The organism is Pseudarthrobacter polychromogenes (assembly GCF_014644495.1).
Taxonomy (GTDB): domain Bacteria; phylum Actinomycetota; class Actinomycetes; order Actinomycetales; family Micrococcaceae; genus Arthrobacter; species Arthrobacter polychromogenes.
This window is the reverse complement of the sequence record NZ_BMKU01000013.1, coordinates 77,434-103,259: the sequence shown is the minus strand read 5'-3', so window position 1 is coordinate 103,259 and position 25,826 is coordinate 77,434. Positions and strand designations below refer to the sequence as shown.

Below are 25,826 nucleotides of genomic sequence, written 5' to 3'. Positions count from 1 at the left end.
TGACCTATCGAGCCGGCGTCGTCCTGTACGCCGTCGTCATCTGGCTACGCCAATAAGGAGACACACCCTAGGTGCTTCCGGGCTGGGACTCCTGGACTAAACGTGTCACACGTGCTGGTCCACGATGACCGGGTTGCCGTCCGGATCAATAACAATGAAGCTCGCCGGTCCGGTTGTTCCTTCCTCCGCTTCGCTGGCGAAACTGACACCTTGGCCCTGCAGTTCCCGCTGGAGGTCACGGACATCCGTGAAGGACTCCAGCGGCCGGGCGTCCTGGTCCCAGCCGGGGTTGAAGGTCAGGGCGTTCCTCTCCAGCATCCCTTGGAAGAGGCCCACCACCGCCTGGCCGTTTTTCAGGATCAGCCAGTTCTGCGCGATGTCACCGGCAAAACGCGTGAACCCAAGTTTTTCGTAGAAAGCCGTAGAAGCGGCGATGTCCTTGACGTTGAGGCTTACTGAGAAAGCGCCGAGCTGCACGGGCCGTTCCCTTCCCTTGTGACGAGTGCTACCGATCGTACTCCCCCACCCAATTCCTTACTGCTAAGCATCCGCGGTACTCTGGTTGCCTTTGTCGCTGCATCACCACGAAAGGGGACCCGAAGAATGGCTGTAGCCCGTCGCCGGATCGACCCGAAGGAAGGCGCCGCAGCGGTGGAGGCGTGGCGTAAAGCTGCCGGACCGTCGTCGGACGTTCCCGTCCCGCGAACCATGCTGGCAACGGCGGTGCGCTACACGCTTGAGGAGGTCACAGCGCGGGCGCCGGGCAATTCGGTGGAGGTGCGGGTGCCGCCGTTCGGCGTCACCCAGTGTGTGGAAGGCCCGCGGCACACGCGCGGCACGCCGCCCAATGTCATTGAGTGCGACGCCGCCACCTGGCTCGCGATGGTGACCGGCCAGTTGGGATGGGCGGACGCGGTGGCCGCGCACAAGGTTGCCGCCTCCGGCCTCCGCGCGGACCTCTCCGCGCTGCTCCCGCTCTGACCCCCGAGTTTTTGTCCAGATATGCAGGCTTCCGGACCGCGCAACCCTGCATATCTGGACAAAAACTCACCGCTGCCATCCCTGCTTCCGCAATGCCTGCCGGACGCGCGACACCACCCACTCCGGGCCGCGTTGCATATCGATCCGGTTGATCTTCACCTGCCGCCAGCCTGCTTCGAAGACCCGCTGATCCCGGTAGGAGTCCAGGGCCTGCTGTTCCGGCAAGAGATGGTGCAGGCCCTCATACTCCAGGCAGGTCCGGAACCGGGCGCAGCCAAGATCCGTCCAGACGGGCCTTCCCAGGGCATCATCCACCCGGCAGTTTGGGGAAAACTCGGGAAGGCCGGCATCGTCCAGCATCAGGCGCAGTTTCGTTTCCGGCGGCGAGTCGACGCCGACGCGCAGCTGTTCAAGTGCTTCCCTGGCCTTGCGGATGCCATGGATCCCGTTGGCGCCCGCCACGAAGGTGCGCAGTTCGGGCAGCGGAAGCATCGGGCGCTTCGGCTCTCCGAAAGTCCTGGAGTGTTCGCTGACAATGGCGTCGCCCGCAACGATAAGGTCCTCCAACGGCAGGACCGAGCCGAGATCCACCCAGGTCCGGGCCACCGAGGTCAGCCTCAACCCGTCAATATCGATGAGGTCGCCGTCCCGGACTTTCAGCCGGTGCCCGGCGATTCCCGTCCGCCGCGGAAGCGTCCCACCCCCGCGCCTGGCAAGATGCAGGAAACGGCCGGGCTCGCGGAAATGTGCACCTGATTTCTTCCCCCAGGGAGGAGGTTCGACGGCGGCAGTCACCGGGCCGCCGTCGTCTGGCCGGAACTCAGCCCACGGCGGAAGCGGAAGCCCGAGGATCTCGGCAGCGGTAGTAAGGCTCCCGAAGGTCTCGGGATCCAGCCTGGTATGGGAGCGGACAAGGGCGGCCAGATCCGGAGGGCTCGATTTCGGCACCCGGATCCCCCTGCTCGGCCGGTGCAGGTCCCCGGCAGCAAGCCTGCTCCGGCTCAGGCCGGAGTATCCAGCCTCACCTTTGCCGAACGGCCGGTCTCCAAAGTGTTCCGGGAGGGGCAACAATCTGCTCATGCTTCATTGAGTCACGCGAATCCGGGCTTCAGACAGTTATCCACAGCCCGCACCCGCTCCTACGGAGTTTTTGTCCAGATATGCAGACTTCCGATGCCTGGAACCCTGCATATGTGGACAAAAACTCGGGGGTTCGGGGGTCAGCCGCGGCCGATGAAGGGCATCCCTGCGGCGGTGATCACCACAGACCCGATGCTGGCTGACGGCGGCATGTTGGCCATCATCAGGACCGCCCGCGCGGCGTCCTCCACGAGGAAGGTCGGCTCCACCCGGCGGCTGCCGTCTGCCTGGAGTGCCCCAGCGCCCACGCCGATGGTGTCCATGATGTCCGTCGCCGTGTTGCCGATGTCGATCTGGCCGCACGTAATCCCAAAGCCCCGCCCGTCCAGCTCAATGCTTTTGGTCAGGCCGGTCATGGCGTGCTTGGTAACGGCATAGGCCACCGTCCGGGGCCGGGGCGAGTGCGCGGAGATGGAGCCGTTGTTGATGATCCGCCCGCCCTGCGGGTCCTGCGCCTTCATGGCCCGGACCGCGGCGGCGGCGCACAGCATGGAACCCGTCAGGTTGACCGCGAGGGTGGCGTTCCAGTCCTCCAGCGAAATCTCATCCACGCTGGCCGCCGGACCGAACACTCCGGCGTTATTGAACAGCAGGTCCACCCGGCCCCACCGCCGGCGGACGGCGTCGAAAAGATGCTCGACGTCGTCCTGCCGGGTGACGTCGCAAGGCGCCACCAGCGCTTCGGGGTGGTCGTCCGCAGTCTCCTTTAGCTGCGATTCCCGGCGGCCCGCCAGCGCTACCCGGTATCCGGCGGCCAGCATCTGCCGGGCCACCTCCCGCCCGATGCCGGAACCTGCTCCGGTAACGACGGCAACCCGCGCGGCGGGAGGGGTACTGTTCACGCTGTTCTCCTTGGGATGTGGTGCTAGAGGGCGGCCGGCACGCCTGTGCTGTTCAATGGCCAGCCTATGACGGTCTTGGGCCGCGGCGCAGCGTAGGTCCGCACCTTGGAGGTGGACAGGCGCATGCGGACGAGGGACTCGGCGATGGCCACGGCGGAGGCCACGCCGTCCACCACGGGCACTCCGGCACGCTGCCTGATCTGCTCGTCCAGCCCCGCCATGCCCCCGCAACCGAGCACAATCACCTCGGCCTTGTCCTGGCTGACGGCCAAGATTGCCTGGTTGATAATGGCTTCCACGGCGCGTTCGGGCTCCTCCTCAAGTTCAAGGACGGCCATGCCGCTGGCACGGACGGAGGCGCAGCGCGCATCGAGCCCTGCGAGCTTGAGCCGGTCCTCGATGAGCGGAACGGTCCGGTCCAGGGTGGTGACTACCGAGTACTTGTGGCCCAGGAACATGGCGGTGCTGGCGGCGGCCTCGGTGATGTCCACCACCGGGACGTCCAGGAGCTCCTGCAGCCCTTCCCGCCCGTGTTCGCCATAGCCGGCCTGCACCACGGCGTCGAACGGCTCCTGGTAGGAAGTGACGGCGTCCATCACGGCGATGGCGGCCAGGTAGCTTTCGAAGTTCCCTTCGCAGGAGTCGGCCCCGAACCGGGGTGTGATTCCCACGATCTCCGTGCCGGGTGCCGCGATGCTGCGTGCCGAAGCGGCGATGGAATCCGTCATGGACTGGGTGGTGTTGACGTTCGCAACGAGTATGCGCATCAGGGGATCCTTAGTGTTTGCTGGCGACGGCGATGGCCTCGCCGTCGCGGTCTTCGAGCCGCTGCGAGCGGTCCGCGATGAAGAAGTACACAACGGCTGCGATGCCGGCGGCGAAGAACCAGGCGAACGGTGCTGCCGCCGCCAGCGCCGGGACGAAGGCGATGAGGAGCGCCAGGACGGCCGCCGGCACCATGGCGATGATGGCCCTGGGGTTGACGCCGTTCTTGTAGTAGTAGGCACCTTCCGGCGATGCGGTGTACAGCTCGGGGACATTGACCTTGCCACGGCGGATCAGCCAGTAATCAGCCATGACGACGCCGAACAGGGGGCCGAGCAGGGCGCCGAGGCCGCCCAGGAAGTACACGATCACCAGCGGGTTGTTGTACAGGTTCCACGGCAGGATCACCAGGCCGATGACGGCGCTGACGAAGGCAGCCTTGCGGAAGTCCAGGTGTTTGGGGAACAGGTTGGTGAGGGCATAGACCGGAGCCACGAAGTTGGCCATGAGGTTGACCGCGATGGTCAGGATCAGCAAGGCCAGGCAGGCAAGGACCAGAAAGAGGGTGTTGGGGATGGTCTGGACGATGTCCGAGGGGCTCTCGATGATGGTGCCGTTGATCTTGAACTGCCCTCCCGCCATCACGACGACGATGGCGCCGAACACGAGCATGTTGATGGGAATGCCCCAGAAGTTTCCGCGGACCACGGCCTTCTTGGAGACGGCGGAGCGGGTGAAGTCGCAGAAATTCAGGACGAACGTGCCGTAGATGGAGACCCAGAGGGCGCCGCCGGCGAAGATGGTTAGCCACATTTCCGGCCCTTCGAGGGCGTTGTCCGAGGACCAGGCGATTGCGCCGCCCGCTTCCATGAAGATCCAGACGGCGATGGCGGCCATGGTGACCAGGATGATGGGGCCGGCAAAGGCCTCGTACTTGCGGATCATTTCCATACCGAAGCTCACGATGACCAGCTGGACAATCCAGAGGATGACGAAGGCGATCCACCCCAGGGTGGACAGACCCAGGATGGAGTCCTTGTCCAGTGCTCCAAGGCCCGGGAACATGGCCACGAGCATCACGCGGAAGACGACGGATGCGAGGTAGGTCTGGATGCCGAACCACGCGACAGCAACGGCGCCGCGGAGGAGGCTGGCGATCTGGGCGCCGCGGATGCCGAAGCTGATCCTGCTCATCACCGGGAAGGGGACGCCGGTCTTAACACCCATGAATCCGGAGAGATTCAGGAGGCCGAAGAGCAGGGCAGCTCCGATGCCGAGTGCCAGCAGGATCTGCCAGCCGCCCAGTCCCAGGGCGAACAGTCCGATGGCGAAGGCGTAGTTGCCGAGGCTGTGGACATCGTTGGCCCAGAGGGTGAAGATGCTGTAGCCGGACCAGCTCCGGCCGGCGCGTTTGGTGGGGGCAAGATCGACGTTATAAAGGGTGGGGCTGATGGCCTGGCCTGAAGCTGCGCTGGCTGATTCACAAAGAGCTTCGACGCCTGTGGCGGAGTGGGCTGAAGAGTCTGACGGCGCTGTCAGGTCAGGAGCCTTTTCGACGCCGACCGGTGGAGGGGTCTGCATGGGGATCTCCGGTTCTTGAAGGATTCGCAGTGGTGAGCGCTGGTCTGGAGGACCGGTTCTGTTATTCCACATTGCGAAAAGTAGATATTGCTAAGTGGAATAAGAGTATGACCTGGGTCACCCTATGGTCAAGGAGCCGCAGGGGTGCCAACGGTCACAATCGGTTGGCAGGCGACGGTTCGCCGCACGGGAAGTGCCGGCGTCGATTATGCTTGACCCACCTTCCATGGAGTAGCTAATCTCGTATGGCAATAATGTTTTCTCACAATACGAAAACATTGGCCCAGCATTCAAAGACGAAAAGAGGCTGCCGTGGCTGCAGGAGAAGATACCTCCCATATCCTCAGCGGGTTGACTAACCAGCTGCCTGATCGTGATCCGGAAGAGACTGCCGAATGGGTTGAGTCCCTGGATTCCTTGATCAGGGAACAGGGCACTGAGCGTGCCCAATTCATCATGCGGAGCCTGCTGCAGCGCGCGGGCGCGCAGAGCGTCGGGGTGCCGATGGTGACCACCACCGATTACGTGAACACGATCCCGGTGGACCAGGAAGCGGAGTTCCCGGGCAACGAGGAATACGAGCGCCGGTACCGGGCGTACATGCGGTGGAACGCCGCGGTGATGGTGCACCGGGCGCAGCGGGCGAACATCGGCGTGGGCGGGCATATCTCCACCTATGCCGGGGCCGCGACCCTATACGAGGTGGGTTTCAACCACTTCTTCCGCGGCAAGGACCACCCCGGCGGCGGTGACCAGGTCTTCTTCCAGGGCCACGCCTCCCCCGGCATGTACGCCCGGGCGTTCATGGAAGGCCGGCTCTCGGAGGAGGACCTGGACGGGTTCCGGCAGGAAAAGTCCAAGGAAGGCCACGCCCTGTCCTCCTACCCGCACCCGCGGCTGATGCCCGGGTTCTGGGAATTCCCCACCGTGTCCATGGGCATCGGGCCGATGAACGCGATCTACCAGGCCCAGTCCAACCGGTACCTGCACAACCGCGGCCTGAAAGACACCAGCGACCAGCAGGTCTGGGCGTTCCTGGGCGACGGGGAAATGGACGAGCCCGAATCCCGCGGCCTGCTCCAACTCGCCGCGAACGAGAACCTGGACAACCTGAACTTCGTGATCAACTGCAACCTCCAGCGCCTGGACGGGCCCGTGCGGGGCAACGGGAAGATCATGCAGGAACTCGAGGCGTTCTTCCGCGGCGCGGGCTGGAACGTCATCAAGGTCGTCTGGGGCCGGGAATGGGATGACCTGCTCACCAAGGACACCGACGGGTCGCTGGTGAAGATCATGAACGAAACCCCCGACGGGGACTACCAGACCTACAAGGCAGAATCCGGCGGGTTCGTCCGCGAACACTTCTTCGGCAAGGACCCGGCCACCAAAGACCTCGTCGCGGACCTCACCGATGACCAGATCTGGAACCTCAAACGCGGCGGCCACGACTACCGCAAGGTCTACGCCGCATACAAGGCAGCCACCGAATTCAAGGGCAAACCCACCGTCATCCTCGCCAAAACCGTCAAGGGCTACGGCCTCGGACCGCGGTTTGAAGGGCGTAATGCCACGCACCAGATGAAAAAGCTGACGGTTGAGGATTTAAAGGAGTTCCGGGACTACCTGCGGATCCCCATTACCGATACGCAACTGGAAGCGGATCCCTATTCCCCGCCGTACTACCACCCCGGGCATGATGCACCGGAGATCGTGTACCTCCATGAACGGCGGAGGGCCCTGGGCGGCGCCGTCCCTGAACGCAGGTCATCCCATGATGCCGTTGCGCTGCCAGACCCCAAGACGTTTGACGTTGCCAAACGCGGCTCGGGCAAACAACAGGCCGCCACCACCATGGCTTTTGTCAGGCTCCTGAAAGACCTCATCAGGGACAGGAACTTCGGGCACCGGATCGTGCCTATCGTGCCCGACGAATCCCGGACCTTCGGCATGGATGCGTTCTTCCCCACCGCGAAGATCTATAACCCGGGCGGCCAGAACTACCTCTCCGTGGACCGCGACCTGGTCCTGGCCTACAAGGAATCCGCCCAGGGCCAGCTGATCCACCCCGGCATCAACGAAGCCGGCGCCGTGGCAGCATTCACCGCCGCCGGCACCGCCTACGCCACCCACGGCGTGCCCCTGGTCCCGGTCTACGTGTTCTACTCCATGTTCGGCTTCCAGCGCACCGGCGATGCGTTCTGGGCAGCAGCAGACCAAATGACCCGCGGCTTCATCATCGGCGCCACCGCAGGACGGACCACCCTCACCGGCGAAGGACTCCAGCACGCCGACGGCCACTCCCCCCTCCTGGCCTCCACCAACCCCGCCGTGGTCACCTACGACCCCGCCTACGGCTACGAAATGGGCCACATCATCCGCGACGGCCTCGAACGCATGTACGGGGAAAAGTCCGACGGCGGCGCGGCAGGTTCGCAGGACCGGAACCTCATGTACTACCTCACGGTGTACAACGAGCCCATCATCCAGCCCGCCGAACCGGAGAACCTCGATGTGGAAGGTGTGCTGAAAGGCATCTACCGGGTGTCGGCGTCGGACCTTGCAGGACCGAAGACCCAGATCCTCGCCTCCGGCGTCTCCGTCCCCTGGGCCATCGAAGCCCAGCGGATCCTCGCCGAAGACTGGTCAGTCTCCGCCGACGTCTGGTCCGTGACCTCCTGGAACGAACTGCGCCGCGACGGACTCGCCGCCGAAGAGGAAGCCTTCCTCAACCCCGGCGAACCCGCCCGCGTCCCCTTCATCACCCAGCAGCTCGAAGGAGCCACCGGACCCGTCGTCGCCGTCTCCGACTACATGAAAGCCGTCCCCGACCAGATCCGCCAATTCGTCCCCAACGAATTCGCCACCCTCGGCGCCGACGGATTCGGCTTCTCCGACACCCGCGCAGCAGCCCGCCGCTTCTTCAAAAACGACACCCACTCCATCGTGGTCAAAGCGCTGCAAATGCTCGCGGCGAGGGGCGAGGTCGAGGAGGGGGCGCCGTCGTACGCCATGGACCGCTACAAACTCCTGGACGTCAGCGCCGGAACCACCGGCGGGGCCGGCGGCGACGCCTGAGCCAACAAGAGTTTTTGTCCAGATGTGCAGGCTTCCAGGGCCCGGAACCCTGCATATCTGGACAAAAACTCCATGAGGGTGTGGCTATGCGGAACACGGAGGCGCCGGAGCGGCTTTGTCGGCTGGACTAGGTGGTAATTGTTCCGGCGAGGAGCAACTCCTCCAGGCCGCGCTTGAAGCCGGAGCGTCCGCCGTGGGCGGGATGCCGGACCTTGGGCGCATCCACGCCGCTGGCCTGCAGGCTTCGGTGCGCGATGTTTCCCACGGCGACCACTGCATCAATGCCAAACAGCTCCACCAGCGACTGCCAGTAAGGTGTGCCCAGCTTTGCTTCCGTTATCCGCGGCGTCCGGTTGGACTGCGGTTCTCCCGGCACGTGGGTGTGCCACGGACAGGCGCTCCACAGCAGGGGCAGGAAATCCAGTTCCGCCAGGACCTCCCACATCACCGTTGCCGTCGGCTCGGCAGCCACACCCTCCGCCTCGGCGGGCAGGGCATATCCTTTGCCCGGCCCGAAAAGGCCGAAGGTGTTGGCCGGTCCCTGGAACATGGTGCGGTTGGTGAACGGCACGCCAGTGATCCGCATGCCCCTGAAACCGGGGGCTTCGCCCAGCAGCAGCACCCTCGGCGAACGGTCCAGCATCTCGGAGAGGTAAAGCTCAAGGTTGCGCCGGCGCACGGCATTGCCCGGGTGGCTGTGGGCAAGGAAGTTGTTTCGGCCCGGCACCGTGGGCACTGCCGCGAGCCGGTCCACAAAAGACCTTATGGAACGGTCTGTCACCGGAGTGCTCCCCAGCGAACGGGGCTACCAGCGCGGGTGGATGGCTTCGCGGAAGTAGTGGTCGTAAATCCAGCGGACGCCGGCGTCGAACTCTTCGCTGATCTGCACGGAGGCAGCCGCAGCGTTTGCGGATGCCTGCTCCACGTTGCGCGCGCCGGGAATCACGGAGGTGACGCCGTCCTGGGCCGCAATCCAGGCGATGGCCGCCTGGGCGGTGGTGGCCCCTGACGGAACCAGCTGCTCGAACTCGGCCACGGCTTTGAGTCCGAGCTCGTAGTCCACGCCGGAGAAGGTCTCGCCGACGTCGAACTTGTCACCCTGGCGGTTGTAGTTCCGGTGGTCGTTCTCCGCGAAAGTGGTTTCCTTTGAGTACTTGCCGGACAGGAGGCCGGAAGCGAGCGGTACACGGGCGATGATGCCCACGTTGGCCACCTTCGCTGCGGGAAGGACCTCGTCCAGGGGCTTGAGGCGGAAAGCGTTCAGGATGATCTGGACCGAGGCGGTGCCAGGGTGCTTGATCGCTTCCAGCGCCTCATCCGTGCGCTCCACGCTGACGCCGTAGTTGCGGATGGCGCCCTCGGACACCAAGGTGTCCAAGGCGTCGTAGACCTCGGAGGTGCTGTACACCGGGGTGGGCGGGCAGTGCAGCTGGACCAGGTCCAGGGTGTCGGTGCCCAGGTTCTTCCTGGACCGGTCCACCCACTGGCGGAAGTTGGCCAGCGTGTAGTTCTCCGGCTGCTGGTCCATGCGCCGGCCCATCTTAGTGGCAACCGTGATGTCCAGGCCCGGGTTGTCCGCAAGGAACTTTCCGATGGCCTGCTCGCTCTTGCCGTCGCCGTAGACGTCGGCGGTGTCGAAGAAGTTCACGCCGGCTTCCGCGGACGCCGCCAGGATGGCCTGGGCCTGTGCCGGGTCAACGTTGCCCCAGTCCGCGCCAAGCTGCCAGGTGCCGAGCCCCACGACGGAGACGTTACGTCCGGTCTTGCCTAAAATCCGCTGTTCCATCCCTCGACTATATGGGGTGCCCGGTGGGAGGCCGGAATTTTACGGGGTGCCGCCGCCGCGCCGAGGAACCATCCGGATTCTGGAAAATCGCTTCCACACAGAAAGGTAAGCTTAATCACATTGAACAGCCGACATTCTGGCAGCGCTGGGATACATTTCCCGTCACCAGGGTTTGGTTTTAGGCGCGTCGGTCCGGTTCGTATGGGGAGCGTGAAACATGGACGGAATAGAGATATTCGTCAACGGGCAGGCCCAGGACTGCAGCAGGACCAGCCCGCACACGAGGCTCCTTGACTGGCTTCGGGCGGAAGGCCTCACAGGGGCTAAGGAAGGCTGCGCGGAGGGCGAGTGCGGGGCATGTGCCGTCCTGGTGGCCAGGCCGGACGGACCCGAGGGGAGCCGCTGGACATCCCTGAACTCGTGCCTGCCTCCCGCGCTGGCGTTCGACGGGCAGGAGATCGTCACCGCGGAGGGCCTGGGTACCGCAGCCGGGCCGTGTTCCGGAGAAGACCTGCATCCCGTCCAGCGTGAAATGGCGGACCGCGGCGGTTCCCAGTGTGGATACTGCACACCGGGGTTCATCTGCTCCATGGCGGCTGAGTACTACCGTCCGGACCGGCGCCCCGGGCAGGGCAGGAAAGAAACCGGATCCCGCGAGGTAGGCGAGCAGCATGCCACCGATCACGAATGCGGTCCGAACGGCTTCGACCTCCACGCGCTCAGCGGCAACCTCTGCCGGTGCACCGGCTACCGCCCCATCAGGGACGCAGCCTATGCGCTCGGGAATCCCCTGGACGCAGACCCCTTGCTGGACCGGCAGAACCGGCCTGCCCCGCCCGTCAAGCACACCAGGACGGGCGGCGGAGCACAATTCCTCCGCCCTGAAACCCTTGGTGAAGCCCTGGAGGTCATGCAGGAAAGCCCGGAGGCAAAGCTGGTGGCAGGGGCAACCGACCTCGGCGTGGAGGTAAACCTCCGGCACTCCCGTCCGCCCCTGCTCCTTGCCATCGATCGGCTGGAAGAGCTGCGGACTTTATCGTTCGACGACGGCCGGGTTGAGATCGGCGCAGCCCTCACCCTTTCCGAGGTGGAACGGGGCCTCGACGGCCGTCTGCCTCTCCTGGCCCAGCTGTTTCCCCAATTTGCGTCCCGCCTGATCCGCAACGCAGCCACCTTGGGCGGGAACCTTTCTACGGGCTCACCGATCGGCGACTCCGCACCGGCGCTCCTCGCCATGGACGCCACAGTTGTTCTGTGCTCGCTCGACGGCGAGCGCGAAGTCCCGCTGTCCGAGTACTACACGGGGTACCGGCAGAGCGTAAGGAAGCCCCACGAGCTGCTACGCGCAGTACGGATCCCGCTGCCACTGGCCGAAAGCACCGCGTTCTACAAAATCTCCAAACGGCGCTTCGACGACATCTCAAGTGTCTCGGCTGCCATCGCGCTGCAGGTGGCAGACGGCGTCGTAAATTCGGCCCGAATTGGCCTCGGCGGCGTGGCAGCCACGCCGATCCGGGCCTTCGCTACGGAAGAATCATTGACGGGCCAGCCCTGGACCGCGGACACTGTAGCCACGGCGGCGGGCGTCATGGCCGGCGAGGGAACCCCGATCGACGACATGCGCGCGAGCGCACTCTACCGGCAGGCCATGCTGAGGCAGGCACTCCTCAAGTTCCATGCCGAAAAGGCTACGGCGTTGGAGGCAGCCAAGTGAAGTCCCTGGCAGACCGTCCAGTCAACCCGGTGGTGGGGGTCCCTGTTTCCCACGAGAGCGCCTCCGCACACGTGACCGGAACAGCCCTCTACACTGACGACCTCCTTGTCCGTTCCCGGAATGTCCTGCACGCCTGGCCTGTCCAGGCACCGCACGCCCATGCCCTGATAATCGGCATGGACACCAGGCCCGCACTCAAGGTTCCTGGCGTAGTCAAGGTACTGACGGCGTCGGACGTTCCCGGCGTCAACGACGCCGGCGTGAAGCATGACGAGCCGCTCTTTCCCAGCGAGGTCATGTTCCATGGCCATGCCGTGTGCTGGGTGCTGGGCGAATCATTGGAAGCGGCACGGCTGGGTGCGGAGGCCATGGAGGTCGAGTACCAGCCGCTGCCTTCGCTCCTGACGCTCACTGATGCAATGGCGGCAGGGAGCTTCCAAGGGAACCAGCCGACAGTTGCGCGCGGCGAACCGGACTCCGCCTTAATAAACGCGGCCCACCGGTTCAGCGGCGAGTTTGAATTCGGCGGCCAGGAGCACTTCTACCTTGAGACGCAGGCGTCCTTCGCGTACATCGATGAAGGCGGGCAGGTGTTTGTGCAGTCCAGCACGCAGCACCCGTCCGAGACGCAGGAAATCGTGGCGCACGTCCTGGGACTCGCCAACCACGAAGTGACAGTGCAGTGCCTCCGGATGGGCGGGGGTTTTGGCGGCAAGGAGATGCAGCCGCACGGCTTCGCTGCCATCGCAGCCCTAGGTGCAAGCCTGACCGGACGCCCCGTGCGCGTCCGCCTCAACCGGGCCCAGGACATCACCTTGACCGGCAAGCGCCATCCGTTCCATGCACGCTGGGAAGCAGGATTCGACGACGACGGCCGCCTCCAGGCGCTCAAGGCCACCCTTACGAGCGACGGCGGCTGGAGCCTGGACCTCTCCGAGCCCGTCCTGGCAAGGGCAATGTGCCACATCGACAACGCGTACTACATCCCCAACATTGAAGTGCACGGCCGGGTAGCCAAGACCAACAAGACATCGCAGACAGCGTTTCGCGGCTTTGGCGGACCCCAGGGGATGCTGGTGATCGAGGACCTCCTGGGCCGGTGCGCACCGCTGCTGGGCATTGACCCGGCTGAGCTGCGGTCCCGCAACTTCTACGAACCTGGACAGAGCACCCCGTACGGGCAGCCCGTGCGCCACGCCGAAAGGCTCACTGCAATCTGGCAGTCGCTCCTGGACCGAGCAGACGTGGCGCAGCGGCGCGCTGACATCGCGGAATTCAACGCCGCCCACCCGAACATCAAACGGGCCATCGCGATGACGCCCGTGAAGTTTGGCATCTCCTTCAACCTCACAGCCTTCAACCAGGCCGGCGCGCTTGTCCACGTGTATAAGGACGGATCGGTGCTCATCAACCACGGGGGCACCGAGATGGGCCAGGGCCTGCACACCAAGATGCGCCAGGTTGCAGCGACGGCGCTGGGCGTGCCCCTTTCATTCATCAGGTTGGCGCCGACACGGACGGACAAGGTACCGAACACGTCCGCGACTGCCGCCAGTTCCGGCGCTGACCTCAACGGCGGGGCGGTCAAGAACGCCTGCGAGCAGATCAGTTCCCGGCTCGCAGAGGTAGCTGCCCGGAAGCTCAACATCCACCCGGACGATGTGCGCTTCGACGACGGCAAGGTGACCGGGATCGGGTTCCATGACCGCCACCTCAGTTTCGCCGAGGTAGCTCGCGACGCGTACTTCCAGCGGGTCCCGCTCTGGGCGGCGGGGTACTACCGGACAGAGGGACTGCACTGGGACAGCGCCCGCATGCAGGGTGAGCCATTCAAGTACTTCAGTTACGGCGCAGCGGTCACGGAGGTGGAGGTGGACCGCTTCACGGGCGCTTACCGGCAGCTGCGTGCCGACATAGTGCACGACGTCGGCGACAGCCTTTCGCCGTTGATCGACATCGGGCAGATTGAAGGCGGTTTCGTCCAGGGTGCCGGCTGGCTGACCCTTGAGGACCTGCGGTGGGACGTGTCCGACGGCGAAGGGCGGGGACGCCTGACAACCCAGTCGGCCAGCACCTACAAGCTGCCGAGCTTCTCCGAAATGCCGGAGCAGTTCAACGTCCACCTGTTTGAACGGGCCACAGAAAGCGGTGTCGTCTACGGCTCGAAGGCTGTAGGAGAGCCGCCGCTTATGCTGGCCATCAGCGTGCGCGAGGCGTTGCGGGAAGCCGTGGCGGCCTTCGGTTCCGGCGGCACCGCCGTGGAACTGGCCAGCCCGGCAACACCGGAAGCGGTGTTTTGGGCCCTTGAACGGGTCAGGGCGTCCTCACCTTCCTCCAACGACCAGGAGCGCGACACAGTCCGCCCGCCGGTCCCAACGTCAGCGCTGTGACATGGACTGGCTCGAAGCCCTGCAGCACCTGAGGTCAGCAGGGTTACCTGGTGTCCTGGCGACGGTTACCGAAGTCCGCGGCCACGCGCCGCGGGAGGCCGGCGCCAAAATGGTGGTGGGCACAGAGTCAACGTGGGGCAGCATCGGCGGCGGCAATCTCGAGGCGACGGTGGTGGACCAGGCCCGGGACATGATGGCCAAGGGCACCTCCGTACCCCACAACGCCGAGTTCGCGCTGAATGAGCACGCAACCACGGAGCACGGGCGGCAGTGCTGCGGCGGGAAGGTACGGGTGCTGCTTGAACCCTTCCTGTCCCTTCCCGTGGTGGCAATTTTCGGCGTCGGGCATGTTGGGTACGAGCTCGGGCGCATCCTTTCGCGCCTGCCCATGACCCTGTATCTGGTGGACAGCCGAGGCGAACAACTTGATCCTGCACGGCTGCGTGACGTGGCTTCGGGTGTTGCCGACGTCCGGGCGGTGCACACCCCTGTCCCGGACTCGTTCCTTGGCGACCTGCCACGCGGCACGCACGTCTTCATCATGAGTCACGACCACTCCGAGGATTTTCTTCTCTGCCACGCCGCCCTGCGCCGCGGCGACCTCGGGAGCATCGGGCTGATTGGTTCGCGTGCCAAGTGGCTGCGGTTCCGGCAGAAGCTGGCAGCGGAAGGGTTTGCGGACCCGGAGATTGACCGGATCCAGTGCCCAATAGGACTGCCGGACGTGAGGGGAAAGGCGCCCGCGGTTATTGCGGTGAGCGCCGCGGCGGCCCTGCTCGGCAGCCTGCCGTCCGCCCAGCCCTCACAGTGAGTTCTGTCGTCCGAAAACCGGGAGCGCACGCAACCAGCGCGAGAAACCGCCGGCGGGCCGGTCGCAATCGGCCGGGATGTAAAAGTCCGGGTCAGTGCCGCCATACGGGTGGTACAGCTCCTGGCCGGGAGCCGGAAACTCGGCCACGGGTTTTGTATCCTGCAGTTCCATCTCGTCCTCCTTCCGTTTGCAGTAGGTGTTTCACGATTCCGCAGTGCGGAAAATAAATATTGTTATATGGAAAGAGTAAGCTTCGCGATGAGCAGGGTCAAGGGGCGCACCTCCCCGGCCACGGCCGGCCCCGCACCACCCCAGTCACAAACCAATTTTTAGATTTGTGATGTACACCACCGCAGGACTGAGCTACGCTGAATGTCAATTCGTGGCGCGAGTCACGTAACCTGGGAGCAGCAGGCAGGGTCGTAATGAGCTGACATCAATCGATGTCGGCTCTTTTTTGTGGGCCGACGGTACAAGAAACGTGCGGGAAACGCGCGCTTAATTTCTATGCGGGACCGTGGTCCCACATACCTGAAGTTGGGAATCTGACCATGAGCAGCAACATCATCCTCGGCCACAACCAGTTCGGAAAGGCCGAAGTCCGGGTCGTCAAAATCACCCGCGACACGGACCGCCACGAAATCGAAGACTTGAACGTCACCTCGCAGCTCCGCGGCGACTTCGCGGCCGCCCACCTCGCAGGCGACAACGCCCACGTGGTGCCCACCGACACCCAGAAGAACACCGTCTACGCCTTTGCCCGTGAAGGTGTCGGTTCGCCGGAAGCCTTCCTGCTGCGCCTCGGCGAGCACTTCACGTCCAGCTTTGACTGGGTTACCGGTGGACGCTGGGAAGCCGAGTCCTACAGCTGGAACCGGATCCAGGCACACGGCGCCGAGCACGACCACTCCTTCGTGCGCAACGGCCAGGAAGTCCGCACGGCCGTCCTGGTCCGGGATGGCGCCACGGAACACCTGATTTCCGGCCTCAAGGACCTTACCGTCCTCAAGTCCACCCAGTCCGGCTTCGCCGGCTACCCCAAGGACAAGTACACCACCCTCGCGGAAACAACGGACCGGATCCTGGCCACCGACGTCTCTGCGCGCTGGCGCTTCAAGACCGGCACCGACTTCAGCACCATCGATTTCAACAAGGGCTACGACGACGTCAAAGCCCTCCTGCTGGAAGGCTTCACGGAGAAGTACTCCCACGCCCTTCAGCAGACCCTCTTCGACATGGGCACCAAGGTCCTGGAAGCCCACAGCGAGATCGACGAGATCAAGTTCTCGATGCCTAACAAGCACCACTTCCTCGTGGACCTCTCCCCGTTTGGCCTCGACAACCCCAACGAGGTCTTCTACGCGGCGGACCGGCCGTACGGCCTGATCGAGGCCACCGTCCAGCGCGAGGACGCCGCCCCGGCGGACATCGCCTGGTCCGGCATCGCCGGCTTCTGCTAGGCCCGCAGCACCACTAACTCCATCCGGTCCGGAGTTTTTGTCCAGATAAGACGGCTTCTGAGCACCTGAAGTCCGCAGACGTGGACAAAAACTCCGGACCCGCACCGAACGTCTTTCAGCACCACCGTTAGCCAGACAACGTTAGCCAGACGATGACGTCTGCCATGAACCAGAAAGTCTGCCATGAACATCAAGAACACCCTCAAAGCCGACGCCAAGAAGCACGGCAAGCGCCCTGCCTCCCACCGGCCGGAGGACGAACGCCTTTCCATTGGGAGCAGCTTTGCCTACGGCTTCCAGCACGTACTCACCATGTACGGCGGCATCATCGCCGTCCCCCTGATTGTGGGCCAGGCCGCCGGCCTCTCCCCTGCCGACATCGGCATCCTCATTGCCGCGGCGCTCTTCATGGGCGGTCTGGCCACCCTGCTGCAGACCATCGGAGTTCCGTTCTTTGGCTCCCAGCTTCCCCTGGTGCAGGGTGTGTCCTTCGCCAGTGTCGCCACCATGGTGGCCATCGTCAGCGGCGGCGGAGGATTGCCGGCCGTCTTCGGCGCGGTCATCGTATCGGCGGCCATCGGCCTGCTGATCGCCCCGGTCTTTTCCAAGATCGTGCGGTTTTTCCCGCCGGTAGTGACCGGCACGGTCATCACCACCATCGGCCTTACGCTGATGCCCGTCGCCGCCAACTGGGCCATGGGCGGCAACCGGAATGCAGAGAATTACGGCAGTATGGCAAACATCGGCCTCGCCGCCGTCACGCTGGTCCTGGTGCTTCTCCTGAGCAAGGTGGGCAGCGCCACCATTTCCCGCCTGTCCATCCTCCTCGCCATGGTGGGCGGCACCGTCATCGCCGTCGTTACCGGCATGGCGGACTTCTCCAAGGTGGGTCAAGGACCCATCGCGGCCTTCCCCACCCCGTTCCATCTCGGCGCACCCACCTTCGAAATCGCCGCCATCATCTCCATGGTGATCGTGGTGCTGGTCATCCTCACGGAGACAATGGCAGACATACTGGCAGTCGGTGAAATCGTCGGGACCAAAGTCGATTCGAAGCGGATCGCCGCAGGACTCCGGGCCGATATGGGATCCAGCCTGATCGCCCCGATCTTCGGCTCGTTCACCCAAAGCGCGTTCGCACAAAACGTCGGCCTGGTGGCTGTCACCAAAATCAAGAGCCGCTACGTTGTAGCCGCCGGCGGCGTCATTCTGGTGATCCTGGGTTTGCTGCCCGTCATGGGCCGGGTTGTCGCAGCAGTCCCCACCGCGGTTCTGGGCGGAGCAGGAATTGTCCTGTTCGGCACGGTGGCCGCCAGCGGCATCCGGACGCTCGCCAAGGTGGAGTACAAGAACAACATGAACCTCATCATCGTGGCGGCGTCCATCGGTTTTGGCATGATCCCCATCGCCGCGCCCACCTTCTATGACCAGTTTCCGTCCTGGTTCAGCACCATCTTCCACTCCGGCATCAGCTCGGCCGCCGTCATGGCCATTCTGCTGAACCTGTTGTTCAACCACCTTCAGGCGGGCAACTCCGAAAACCAGTCTGTATTCGTGGCCGGCACCGGACGGGTGGTCCGGGAGGAGGACCTCAAGTGCCTGGCCGACGGCGACCGCTTCGAAGGCGGCAAGCTCATCGACTGCGACGGCAAGGAAGTTCCGGTCCAGTCATCCGAAAAGGCATCGGACCACTAGGAACGCCGGAGCAGCAGGAACACGGCATGAGAAAGCGGCGGCGGCCCGTCCCGGAAAGGGCGGGCCGCCGCCGTCGTCAGGGCGGAGATTTTGTCCACATCTGCAGGGCAAACGGGCCTTTAAGTCTGCATATCTGGACAAAAACTCCTGGGTCAGGTGCGGTTCATCTCCAGGGAGATGGCTTCGGCAGCCTCACGGAGGACGGGCACCGCCTTGTCGGCGAAGTGCTCGTCCACACGGGACACGGGGCCGGAAACCGAAATAGCGGTGGGCGTGGGGGCGTTGGGCACAGCCATCGCGAAGCAGCGGACGCCCAGTTCCTGCTCCTCCTCGTCGATGGAGTAGCCGCGTTCCCGAATGAGCTTGAGGTCGGCCAGGAGGTCGTCAACGTCCCCGATGCTCTTGGGCGTGGGGGTGGGCATCCCGGCGCGGGTGACGATGCCGCGGACCACGTCGTCGTCCAGCTGGGCCAGGATGGCCTTGCCGACGCCGGTGGCATGGGTATGGGCACGCCGGCCCACCTCGGTGAACATGCGCATGGCGTGGAGCGAGGGCACCTGCGCCACATAGATGACCATGTCCGAGTCGAGCACGGCCATGTTGGACGTCTCCCCGAGCCGGTCCACGAGGGTTTTCAGCTGCGGCCGTGCCACGGCGCCAAGCTGCTTGTTGGCTCCTTCACCCAGCCGGATGAGCCGCGGGCCCAGGGCGTAGCGCCGGTTGGGCAGCTGGCGGATGTAGCCCAGCGACACCAGGGTGCGCAACAGGCGGTGGATGGTGGGCAGGGGCAGGTCGGTTGATGAGGAGAGCTCACTGAGCGTCACGTCGCCGCCGGCGTCCGTGATGAGCTCCAGCAGCTCAAAAACGCGCTCCACCGACTGCACGCCGCCTGAGGCTTTTTCTGCCATTCCGTTGTCTCCTACGGCTCGGAATCCGACAACTCTTATCCGCATCGTGAAAGAGCTGCTTAGAACACCCAAGATACAGCACGGCATCTGCACCCGCGATGCTCTTACCCCGGATAGCCACCAAGGGCTTGTAATTCCATCTTGTAGATAATAATATCCATAATACGAAAACATTCGGATTTCGAAGAAGCCCGGACAGGGCCCAACAGGAGGACATTCAATGGCGAACCCCAGCCCCGGAAACTCGATCACCCTGCGCGTGGAAGCTCCGTCCAGCTTCAGCGCCACCAGCGAGCTTGCCGCCGCAGTAGGAGCGGCCGGCGCCGCCATTACCGCCCTGGACGTCACGGAGTCCCACCACGAGACACTCGTGGTGGACGTCACCTGCAACACCACCGACGACGCCCACGCCGCGCGCGTCAAGGACTCCCTCAATGCGCTCGACGGCGTCACGGTCCAGCATGTTTCGGACCGCACCTTCCTGATGCACCTCGGCGGCAAGCTGGAGGTCGTCCCCAAGGTAGCCCTGCGCAACCGCGACGATCTCTCCCGGGCCTACACTCCCGGCGTCGCACGCGTGTGCCTTGCCATCGCCGAGGATCCCGCAGCTGCCCGCAACCTGACCGTCAAGCGCAACACCATCGCCGTACTCACCGACGGTTCGGCCGTTCTTGGCCTGGGCAACATCGGCCCCGCCGCTGCCCTTCCCGTGATGGAAGGCAAGGCCGCCCTGTTCAAGCAGTTCGCCAACGTTGACGCCTGGCCGGTCTGCCTGGACACCCAGGACACCGAAGAAATCATCATGATCGCCAAAGCCATGGCGCCCGTCTACGGCGGCATCAACCTTGAGGACATCGCGGCCCCGCGCTGCTTCGAAATCGAGAACAGGCTCCGCGAGGAACTGGACATTCCCGTGTTCCACGATGACCAGCACGGCACCGCCATCGTGACGCTCGCCGCCCTGGTCAACGCCCTGCGCGTCGTGGGCAAGAAGCTCTCCGAGGTCAAAATCGTTGTTTCGGGCGTCGGCGCTGCCGGTTCCGCCATCATCCAGCTCCTCAAAGCCCAGGGCGCACAGCACATCGTCGCCGCCGGCCGCTCCGGGGCCATCCACTCGGGCCAGGAGTACGGGGACGAGCACCGCAGCTGGATCGCCGCGAACACCAACCAGGAGGGTTTCTCCGGCACGCTGCATGAGGCCCTCAAGGGAGCGGACGTCTTCATCGGCGTCAGCGCTCCCCACGTGATCGGCGAGGAGCAGGTGGCCTCCATGGCCAAGGACGCCATCGTGTTCGCCATGGCCAACCCGACGCCGGAAATCGACCCCGTTATCGCTGCCAAGCACGCCGCCGTAGTGGCAACCGGCCGCAGCGACTTCCCCAACCAGATCAACAACGTCCTGGCATTCCCCGGCTTCTTCCGCGGCCTGCTGGACGCGGGAGCCTCGGACATCACGCCCGAGATGCTGGTGGCCGCCGCGGAGGCGATCGCCAACCGGGTTGCTGACGACGAGCTCAATGCCAGCTACATTATCCCCAGCGTCTTCGATCCCCATGTTGCCGCTGACGTGGCTGCAGCCGTGGCCGCGGCCGCCCGCAATGCCGACGCGGCACATGCGGCGGAACCGGCAGCCAGGGCCGTGCAGCCTGAAGCCGCCCTGGCCCGCGCCTGATTCACCGCCTGACTTCAGCACAAGGAAAGGACCAGAAATGGCCATCACTGTCACAGACCCCCGGCCCATCGACCGCGCGGAGGAGATCCTCACCCCGGAGGCGCTGGCGTTCGTCGAGGAGCTCCACCAGCGTTTTGCCGGCACCCGTAACGAGCTCCTGGCGGCGCGTGCCGTGAAGCGCCAGCGCGTGGCGGAGACCGGCAGGCTGGACTTCCTACCGGAAACCATGGACGTGCGCGACGGCGACTGGAAGGTTGCGCCCGCACCGGCAGCGCTGCAGGACCGCCGGGTCGAGATGACCGGGCCGGCCTCGCCGGCAAAGATGGCCATCAACGCGCTGAACTCGGGTGCCAAGGTGTGGCTGGCTGACCTCGAGGACGCCAGCACACCCACCTGGGCCAACGTCATCGACGCCATACTCAACCTCCGCGATGCCGCCCGCGGCACCCTCAGCTACACCTCAGAGGAAGGCAAGGAGTACAGGCTCCGCACGGACGCGCCGCTCGCCGTCGTGGTGGCCCGCCCCCGCGGCTGGCACATGCCGGAGAAGCACCTGCTGCTCGACGGCGAACCGGGCGTGGGTGCCCTGGTGGACTTTGGCCTGCACTTCTTCCACGTTGCGAAGCAGCTGGTGGAGAACGGCCAGGGGCCGTACTACTACCTGCCCAAGATGGAGAGCCACCTCGAGGCGCGGCTGTGGAACGACGTCTTCGTCTTCGCGCAGGATTACCTGGGCCTGGGCCAGGGGACCGTCCGCGCCACCGTCCTGATCGAGACCATCCCGGCCGCGTTCGAAATGGACGAGATTCTCTATGAACTGCGGGACCACGCCGCGGGCCTGAACGCCGGCCGCTGGGACTACCTGTTCAGCATTATCAAGTACTTCCGCGATGCCGGCGAGGAGTTCGTGCTGCCGGACCGCGCCTCGGTGGCCATGACGGCTCCATTCATGCGCGCCTACACCGAGCTGCTGGTCAAGACCTGCCACAAGCGCGGGGCCTTCGCCATGGGCGGCATGGCCGCCGTCATCCCCAACCGCCGCCACCCTGAGGTGACCGAGGCTGCCTTCGCCAAGGTCCGCGCGGACAAGACGCGTGAGGCCAACGACGGCTTCGACGGCTCCTGGGTTGCCCACCCGGACCTGGTCCCCACCTGCCGCGAGGTATTCGATTCGGTGCTGGGTGACAAGCCGAACCAGCTGGACAAGCAGCGCCCGGAGGTTTCAGTGACCGCGGAACAGCTGCTGGACGTGGCGTCCGCCGAAGGCCAGGTGACGGAGTCCGGCCTGCGCCTCAACCTCTATGTGGCCATTGCCTACACGGCGGTATGGCTCTCCGGAAACGGGGCGGTTGCCATCCATAACCTCATGGAGGATGCCGCCACGGCAGAAATCTCCCGCTCGCAGGTATGGCAGCAGATCCGCAACAAGTCCGTCCTGGCGGACACGGGCAACACCGTGACCCGCGAGCTGGTGGAGCGGATCCTGGCCGAGGAAACCGAGCGGCTGCGCACGGAATTCGGCGACGAAGCCTTCCGCCGCTACTACCAGCCTGCCAGCGAACTGATCGCCGGCATCTGCCTCTCGGAGGACTACACAGACTTCCTCACCACCCCGGCCTACGAACTGGTGGGCTGAGGCATGGCGGAAACACCCAAGCCGTCCTTGTCCGTAGGCGACCTGGTGAACATCGACGGGCAGCTCGCCGCGACGGACCGCCTGCTTGAGCGGAACTACCCGGGCGACGACGGCTCCCGCCAGCCCGTCCACACCGTGTACGTCCCCGCGGACCGGTTTACGCCGTCGTTCGCTGCTGACTGGGGCGCGCAGGCGCTGGCCACGGCGGCCGGCCACGGCGGGCTGGTACGCCTGGGCACGCTGCTGGGCCAGGACAACGCGCTGGCTGAGGCCGTCGCGGCCCGAGTGGAAGCCAAGCTGAACACTGAGCCGGTCGAGGACCTGCGGCTCGATTTCGAGGACGGGTTCGGGGACAGGGGCGACGACGCCGAGGACGCCGCCGCGGTTGCCGCAGCATCTGCGGTGGCCGCCTCCGTCGCGGCCGGGTCCGCTCCCCCGTTCATCGGCATCCGGTTCAAGTGCTTCGAGGCGCCCACGAGGGCCCGGGGGCTCCGGACGCTGGACCTCTTTGTCTCCGGGCTCGCAGCGGCCGGCGAACTTCCCGAGGGCCTGGTCCTGACCCTGCCCAAGGTCACCACCGTGGCCCAGGTCCAGGCCATGGATTATGCCGTGTCCCGGCTGGAAGAGGTCCACTCGCTCCCCGCCGGCCGGCTCCGCTTCGAGGTCCAGGTGGAAACCCCGCAGCTCATCCTGGGTCCGGACGGCACCTCTCCGGTGGCGCAGCTGCCGCACGCCGTCCCCGGCCGGATCAGCGGCCTGCACTACGGAACCTACGACTATTCCGCCTCCCTGCAGATCTCTGCCGAGTACCAGTCCATGGAGCACCCGGTGGCCGATTTCGCCAAGGAAGTCATGCAGCTGGCCGTCGCCGGCACTGGTATCCGGCTCTCTGACGGGTCCACCAACATCATTCCCGTAGGCGACAACGTAGAGAATGCGTGGCAGCTGCACGGCCGGCTGGTTCGCCGTTCGCTGGAGCGCGGCTTTTACCAGGGCTGGGACCTGCACCCGGCCCAGCTGCCCAGCCGGTTCGCCGCCACCTATGCCTTCTACCGGCAGGGTCTTCCTGCCGCCGCGGCCCGCCTGCGCAACTATGTGGAGCGGACCGAGGGTGGCGTCATGGATGAACCCGCCACGGCCCGCGCCCTGGCCGCATTCGTCCTCCGCGGCGTCCAGTGCGGCGCCGTCGGAGCCGATGAAGTCCAGGCGCTCGCCGGCGTCGGAATTCCGCAGCTCACTGCACTGGCGCACCCGCGGCTCGCCACCACGTCCAACTCCTAGGTAAGGATCCCTTTTCATGGGCAAGTACTATTCCCCCACCGGCGGACTGCCGCCGCAGACCCATCTGACCACCGAGCGCGCCATCGTCACCGAGGCGTACACGGTGATCCCGAAGGGCGTCATGACGGACATCGTCACCTCCAACCTGCCCGGTTTCTCGAACACCCGGTCCTGGATCATCGCCCGCCCCATCTCCGGCTTTGCCACAACGTTCTCGCAGCTCATCGTGGAGATCGGCCCGGGCGGCGGCGCCCCCAAGGCCGAATTCGAGGCCGGTGTGGAAGGCGTCATCTTCGTGACCCGCGGCAGGGTCAGCCTCACCCTCGACGGTGAACTGCACCAGCTGGAGGAAGGCGGCTACGCCTACCTGGCTGCCGGTTCGGAGTGGGGCCTGGAGAACGTCTCCAGCGACGTCGTGTCCTTCCACTGGATCCGCAAGGCCTACGAGCGCCTTGAGGGCTACGAGGCCAAGTCCTTCGTCACCAACGAAAAGGACGTGGAGCCGACGGCGATGCCGGACACCGACGGCGCCTGGAAGACCACCCGCTTCACGGACTCCAGCGACCTGGCCCACGACATGCAGGTGAACATCGTGACGTTCCAGCCCGGCGGCGTCATCCCGTTCCCCGAAACCCACGTCATGGAGCACGGCCTCTACGTCCTTGAGGGCAAGGCCATGTACCTGCTGAACAACGACTGGGTGGAGGTGGAGGCCGGCGACTTCATGTGGCTGCGCGCCTTCTGCCCGCAGGCCTGCTACGCGGGCGGCCCGGGTGAGTTCCGCTACCTGCTGTACAAGGACATGAACCGGCAGGTGCGCCTCACCTGACCTGCTTCCCCCTCCACCCAACTGGGTAGCGCCAAGTGTCGTTTTGGAGCTCCAAAACGACACTTAGCGCGACCTGGTTGGGGGAAAATTGGTGTCATGGGCACAATCCGGCTCCGCGGGTGGAAGCGCACTGCGGCAGCCCTGTGCGTGGTCCTGCTGGCGGGATCCTCTGCCGGCTGCATCGGCGAACCCGATCCACCGGAGCCAGAGCCGCCCGCAGCCTTTGCGCTGCTGGAAGCTTTCAGCGCCCGGATGCTGGCCGAGGGCGCCCCTGCCGTCCTGATCGCCGTCAGGACCGGAACCCGCACCTGGACCCATGCCGCCGGGGTGCGGAGCTTGGACTCGGCCGAGCCCGCCACGGTGTCCGACCCCGTCCGCGTGGGCGGCATCACCGAATCCCTCATCGCAGTCTCAGTGATGAAACTTGCAGCAGAGGGCCGCCTGGACCTGGACAGCCAGGCGAGCCGCTACCTGCCCGAGTTCGGCAGCGTCCTCCATCCACCCGGCCCCGTGAGCGTCCGGCAGCTCCTGACCCACGAATCAGGGATCCCCGACTTTTCGGTCCCCCTGCTGGCGTCCGGAAGCTGGGCAGAAACGATGAACCGGCCGCTCAGCCTCGAACAGCAGCTGGCCCTGGCGGCCACCGAACCGTGGGACGGCCGGCTGGCACGGATCTTCGACTATTCCCGTTCGAACTACGCGGCGCTCGCCCTGATCGTTGAGCGGCTCCGCGGCCAGGGGATCGACGAGGTCCTGGCTGAGGACATCGCCCGCCCCCTGCGCCTGGAGTCCACCCGGCTGGGCGGTCCCCCGCCCAACGGCATGGTCCACGGATACGTCACGCTGGAAGGCAGGCGCACGGATGCCAGCATGCCGGCCTGGCAGGCGGAGTCGCCCTCCACCGGGGCTGTGTCCACGGTGGAGGAAGTGAACACGTTCTACGCCGCACTGCTGCAGGGCAGGCTGCTGCCCCCGGACAGCGTGACGGCCATGAAGGGCGGCTACTCGCAGTACTACGGCTTTGCCCTGCGGCGCTGGAACAACACCTGCAACAACCGCTTTTACTACGGCCTGCCCGGTGATACCGACGGCTATGGAATGATCGCCATGACCAGCGAGGACGGCAGGAGCCAGCTGGCGATCTCCCTCGCCTACCCTCCGGCACCGCCCACCCTTGAGGCCAACCCCCTGATCCATGAGATGCAGGACGTGGCACAGGAAGCCCTCAACAGCCTGTGCTGAGGGCTTCCTGCAGGCTTT

The 25,826-nt window shown here is 65.1% G+C and carries 21 protein-coding genes; 12 read left to right on the top strand and 9 right to left on the bottom strand.

Annotation, left to right across the window (positions count from 1 at the left end; all coding sequences use genetic code 11):
* Nucleotides 1-105: 105 nt before the first annotated feature.
* The gene (locus IEX43_RS17485; RefSeq protein ID WP_188813049.1) at nucleotides 106-477 is read right to left on the bottom strand and encodes a VOC family protein; all 372 of its coding nucleotides are present in this window, start codon (nucleotides 475-477) and stop codon (nucleotides 106-108) included.
* A gap of 126 nt (nucleotides 478-603) precedes the next feature.
* Here IEX43_RS17485 and IEX43_RS17480 point away from each other — a divergent pair, with 126 nt between their 5' ends.
* Nucleotides 604-981 carry a sterol carrier family protein gene (locus IEX43_RS17480; RefSeq protein WP_188813047.1) on the top strand — a complete coding sequence of 126 codons (378 nt, stop codon included), beginning with the start codon at nucleotides 604-606 and terminating at the stop codon, nucleotides 979-981.
* Nucleotides 982-1,047: 66 nt separating this feature from the next.
* On the opposite strand, the gene IEX43_RS20355 is transcribed toward IEX43_RS17480, so the two are convergent.
* The 4 genes from IEX43_RS20355 to IEX43_RS17460 form a co-directional block, all read right to left on the bottom strand.
* A complete protein-coding gene (locus IEX43_RS20355; RefSeq protein WP_229666515.1) occupies nucleotides 1,048-2,061 on the bottom strand; it encodes a hypothetical protein in 1,014 nt (337 codons plus the stop codon).
* 140 nt (nucleotides 2,062-2,201) lie between these two features.
* Complete coding sequence (locus tag IEX43_RS17470; RefSeq protein WP_188813045.1) at nucleotides 2,202-2,963, bottom strand: SDR family oxidoreductase; 762 nt, start codon at nucleotides 2,961-2,963, stop codon at nucleotides 2,202-2,204.
* Between the two features lie 23 nt (nucleotides 2,964-2,986).
* On the bottom strand, nucleotides 2,987-3,730 hold the full coding sequence (locus IEX43_RS17465) for an aspartate/glutamate racemase family protein (RefSeq protein ID WP_188813043.1): 744 nt from the start codon (nucleotides 3,728-3,730) through the stop codon (nucleotides 2,987-2,989).
* Between the two features lie 10 nt (nucleotides 3,731-3,740).
* Complete coding sequence (locus tag IEX43_RS17460) at nucleotides 3,741-5,309, bottom strand: NCS1 family nucleobase:cation symporter-1 (protein WP_188813041.1); 1,569 nt, start codon at nucleotides 5,307-5,309, stop codon at nucleotides 3,741-3,743.
* 312 nt (nucleotides 5,310-5,621) lie between these two features.
* Here IEX43_RS17460 and aceE point away from each other — a divergent pair, with 312 nt between their 5' ends.
* Nucleotides 5,622-8,384: a pyruvate dehydrogenase (acetyl-transferring), homodimeric type gene (gene aceE / locus IEX43_RS17455; RefSeq protein ID WP_188813040.1), complete on the top strand. Its 2,763-nt coding sequence runs from the start codon at nucleotides 5,622-5,624 to the stop codon at nucleotides 8,382-8,384.
* Nucleotides 8,385-8,511: 127 nt separating this feature from the next.
* Here aceE and IEX43_RS17450 read toward each other — a convergent pair whose 3' ends face one another.
* Nucleotides 8,512-9,165 carry a uracil-DNA glycosylase gene (locus IEX43_RS17450; protein WP_188813038.1) on the bottom strand — a complete coding sequence of 218 codons (654 nt, stop codon included), beginning with the start codon at nucleotides 9,163-9,165 and terminating at the stop codon, nucleotides 8,512-8,514.
* A gap of 24 nt (nucleotides 9,166-9,189) precedes the next feature.
* On the bottom strand, nucleotides 9,190-10,170 hold the full coding sequence (locus IEX43_RS17445) for an aldo/keto reductase (RefSeq protein WP_188813036.1): 981 nt from the start codon (nucleotides 10,168-10,170) through the stop codon (nucleotides 9,190-9,192).
* Between the two features lie 217 nt (nucleotides 10,171-10,387).
* Here IEX43_RS17445 and IEX43_RS17440 point away from each other — a divergent pair, with 217 nt between their 5' ends.
* The 3 genes from IEX43_RS17440 to xdhC are packed head-to-tail and all read left to right on the top strand — an operon-like array spanning nucleotide 10,388 to nucleotide 15,085.
* The gene (locus IEX43_RS17440) at nucleotides 10,388-11,884 is read left to right on the top strand and encodes a xanthine dehydrogenase small subunit (protein WP_188813034.1); all 1,497 of its coding nucleotides are present in this window, start codon (nucleotides 10,388-10,390) and stop codon (nucleotides 11,882-11,884) included.
* On the top strand, nucleotides 11,881-14,274 hold the full coding sequence (gene xdhB / locus IEX43_RS17435) for a xanthine dehydrogenase molybdopterin binding subunit (protein ID WP_188813033.1): 2,394 nt from the start codon (nucleotides 11,881-11,883) through the stop codon (nucleotides 14,272-14,274). Before IEX43_RS17440 ends, xdhB begins: the two co-directional genes overlap by 4 nt.
* A gap of 1 nt (nucleotide 14,275) precedes the next feature.
* Nucleotides 14,276-15,085: a xanthine dehydrogenase accessory protein XdhC gene (gene xdhC / locus IEX43_RS17430; RefSeq protein ID WP_188813032.1), complete on the top strand. Its 810-nt coding sequence runs from the start codon at nucleotides 14,276-14,278 to the stop codon at nucleotides 15,083-15,085.
* On the opposite strand, the gene IEX43_RS17425 is transcribed toward xdhC, so the two are convergent.
* A complete protein-coding gene (locus IEX43_RS17425; protein WP_188813031.1) occupies nucleotides 15,077-15,256 on the bottom strand; it encodes a hypothetical protein in 180 nt (59 codons plus the stop codon). The genes xdhC and IEX43_RS17425 overlap by 9 nt on opposite strands.
* Before the next feature lie 380 nt (nucleotides 15,257-15,636).
* Between IEX43_RS17425 and pucL the strand changes: the two genes are divergently transcribed.
* Nucleotides 15,637-16,545: a factor-independent urate hydroxylase gene (gene pucL, locus IEX43_RS17420; protein ID WP_188813029.1), complete on the top strand. Its 909-nt coding sequence runs from the start codon at nucleotides 15,637-15,639 to the stop codon at nucleotides 16,543-16,545.
* 183 nt (nucleotides 16,546-16,728) lie between these two features.
* Nucleotides 16,729-18,240 carry a nucleobase:cation symporter-2 family protein gene (locus IEX43_RS17415; RefSeq protein ID WP_188813027.1) on the top strand — a complete coding sequence of 504 codons (1,512 nt, stop codon included), beginning with the start codon at nucleotides 16,729-16,731 and terminating at the stop codon, nucleotides 18,238-18,240.
* 152 nt (nucleotides 18,241-18,392) lie between these two features.
* Here the strand turns inward: IEX43_RS17415 and IEX43_RS17410 are convergent, their stop codons facing one another.
* A complete protein-coding gene (locus IEX43_RS17410) occupies nucleotides 18,393-19,148 on the bottom strand; it encodes an IclR family transcriptional regulator (RefSeq protein WP_188813025.1) in 756 nt (251 codons plus the stop codon).
* 220 nt (nucleotides 19,149-19,368) lie between these two features.
* On the opposite strand from IEX43_RS17410, the gene IEX43_RS17405 reads away from it, so the two are divergent.
* The 5 genes from IEX43_RS17405 (at nucleotide 19,369) to IEX43_RS17385 (ending at nucleotide 25,808) form a co-directional block, all read left to right on the top strand.
* A complete protein-coding gene (locus IEX43_RS17405; protein WP_188813023.1) occupies nucleotides 19,369-20,820 on the top strand; it encodes an NAD-dependent malic enzyme in 1,452 nt (483 codons plus the stop codon).
* Between the two features lie 37 nt (nucleotides 20,821-20,857).
* Entirely contained in the window at nucleotides 20,858-22,456 is a 1,599-nt protein-coding gene (gene aceB, locus IEX43_RS17400; RefSeq protein ID WP_188813021.1) for a malate synthase A, read from the top strand.
* Nucleotides 22,457-22,459: 3 nt separating this feature from the next.
* Complete coding sequence (locus IEX43_RS17395) at nucleotides 22,460-23,737, top strand: DUF6986 family protein (RefSeq protein WP_188813019.1); 1,278 nt, start codon at nucleotides 22,460-22,462, stop codon at nucleotides 23,735-23,737.
* Nucleotides 23,738-23,753: 16 nt separating this feature from the next.
* The gene (locus tag IEX43_RS17390) at nucleotides 23,754-24,566 is read left to right on the top strand and encodes a bifunctional allantoicase/(S)-ureidoglycine aminohydrolase (RefSeq protein WP_188731673.1); all 813 of its coding nucleotides are present in this window, start codon (nucleotides 23,754-23,756) and stop codon (nucleotides 24,564-24,566) included.
* Between the two features lie 96 nt (nucleotides 24,567-24,662).
* Nucleotides 24,663-25,808 carry a serine hydrolase domain-containing protein gene (locus tag IEX43_RS17385; protein ID WP_188813017.1) on the top strand — a complete coding sequence of 382 codons (1,146 nt, stop codon included), beginning with the start codon at nucleotides 24,663-24,665 and terminating at the stop codon, nucleotides 25,806-25,808.
* The last annotated feature ends 18 nt before the right edge of the window (nucleotides 25,809-25,826 follow it).

What these genes read in the sequence shown, in the direction of transcription:
- IEX43_RS17480 (WP_188813047.1), top strand. Translation starts at nt 604, where the DNA reads ATGGCTGTAGCCCGTCGCCGGATCGACCCGAAGGAAGGCGCCGCAGCG.
- IEX43_RS20355 (WP_229666515.1), bottom strand. Translation starts at nt 2,061, where the DNA reads ATGAGCAGATTGTTGCCCCTCCCGGAACACTTTGGAGACCGGCCGTTC.
- IEX43_RS17465 (WP_188813043.1), bottom strand. Translation starts at nt 3,730, where the DNA reads ATGCGCATACTCGTTGCGAACGTCAACACCACCCAGTCCATGACGGAT.
- IEX43_RS17460 (WP_188813041.1), bottom strand. Translation starts at nt 5,309, where the DNA reads ATGCAGACCCCTCCACCGGTCGGCGTCGAAAAGGCTCCTGACCTGACA.
- IEX43_RS17445 (WP_188813036.1), bottom strand. Translation starts at nt 10,170, where the DNA reads ATGGAACAGCGGATTTTAGGCAAGACCGGACGTAACGTCTCCGTCGTG.
- IEX43_RS17440 (WP_188813034.1), top strand. Translation starts at nt 10,388, where the DNA reads ATGGACGGAATAGAGATATTCGTCAACGGGCAGGCCCAGGACTGCAGC.
- xdhC (WP_188813032.1), top strand. Translation starts at nt 14,276, where the DNA reads ATGGACTGGCTCGAAGCCCTGCAGCACCTGAGGTCAGCAGGGTTACCT.
- IEX43_RS17425 (WP_188813031.1), bottom strand. Translation starts at nt 15,256, where the DNA reads ATGGAACTGCAGGATACAAAACCCGTGGCCGAGTTTCCGGCTCCCGGC.
- pucL (WP_188813029.1), top strand. Translation starts at nt 15,637, where the DNA reads ATGAGCAGCAACATCATCCTCGGCCACAACCAGTTCGGAAAGGCCGAA.
- IEX43_RS17415 (WP_188813027.1), top strand. Translation starts at nt 16,729, where the DNA reads ATGAACATCAAGAACACCCTCAAAGCCGACGCCAAGAAGCACGGCAAG.
- IEX43_RS17410 (WP_188813025.1), bottom strand. Translation starts at nt 19,148, where the DNA reads ATGGCAGAAAAAGCCTCAGGCGGCGTGCAGTCGGTGGAGCGCGTTTTT.
- IEX43_RS17405 (WP_188813023.1), top strand. Translation starts at nt 19,369, where the DNA reads ATGGCGAACCCCAGCCCCGGAAACTCGATCACCCTGCGCGTGGAAGCT.
- aceB (WP_188813021.1), top strand. Translation starts at nt 20,858, where the DNA reads ATGGCCATCACTGTCACAGACCCCCGGCCCATCGACCGCGCGGAGGAG.
- IEX43_RS17395 (WP_188813019.1), top strand. Translation starts at nt 22,460, where the DNA reads ATGGCGGAAACACCCAAGCCGTCCTTGTCCGTAGGCGACCTGGTGAAC.
- IEX43_RS17390 (WP_188731673.1), top strand. Translation starts at nt 23,754, where the DNA reads ATGGGCAAGTACTATTCCCCCACCGGCGGACTGCCGCCGCAGACCCAT.
- IEX43_RS17385 (WP_188813017.1), top strand. Translation starts at nt 24,663, where the DNA reads ATGGGCACAATCCGGCTCCGCGGGTGGAAGCGCACTGCGGCAGCCCTG.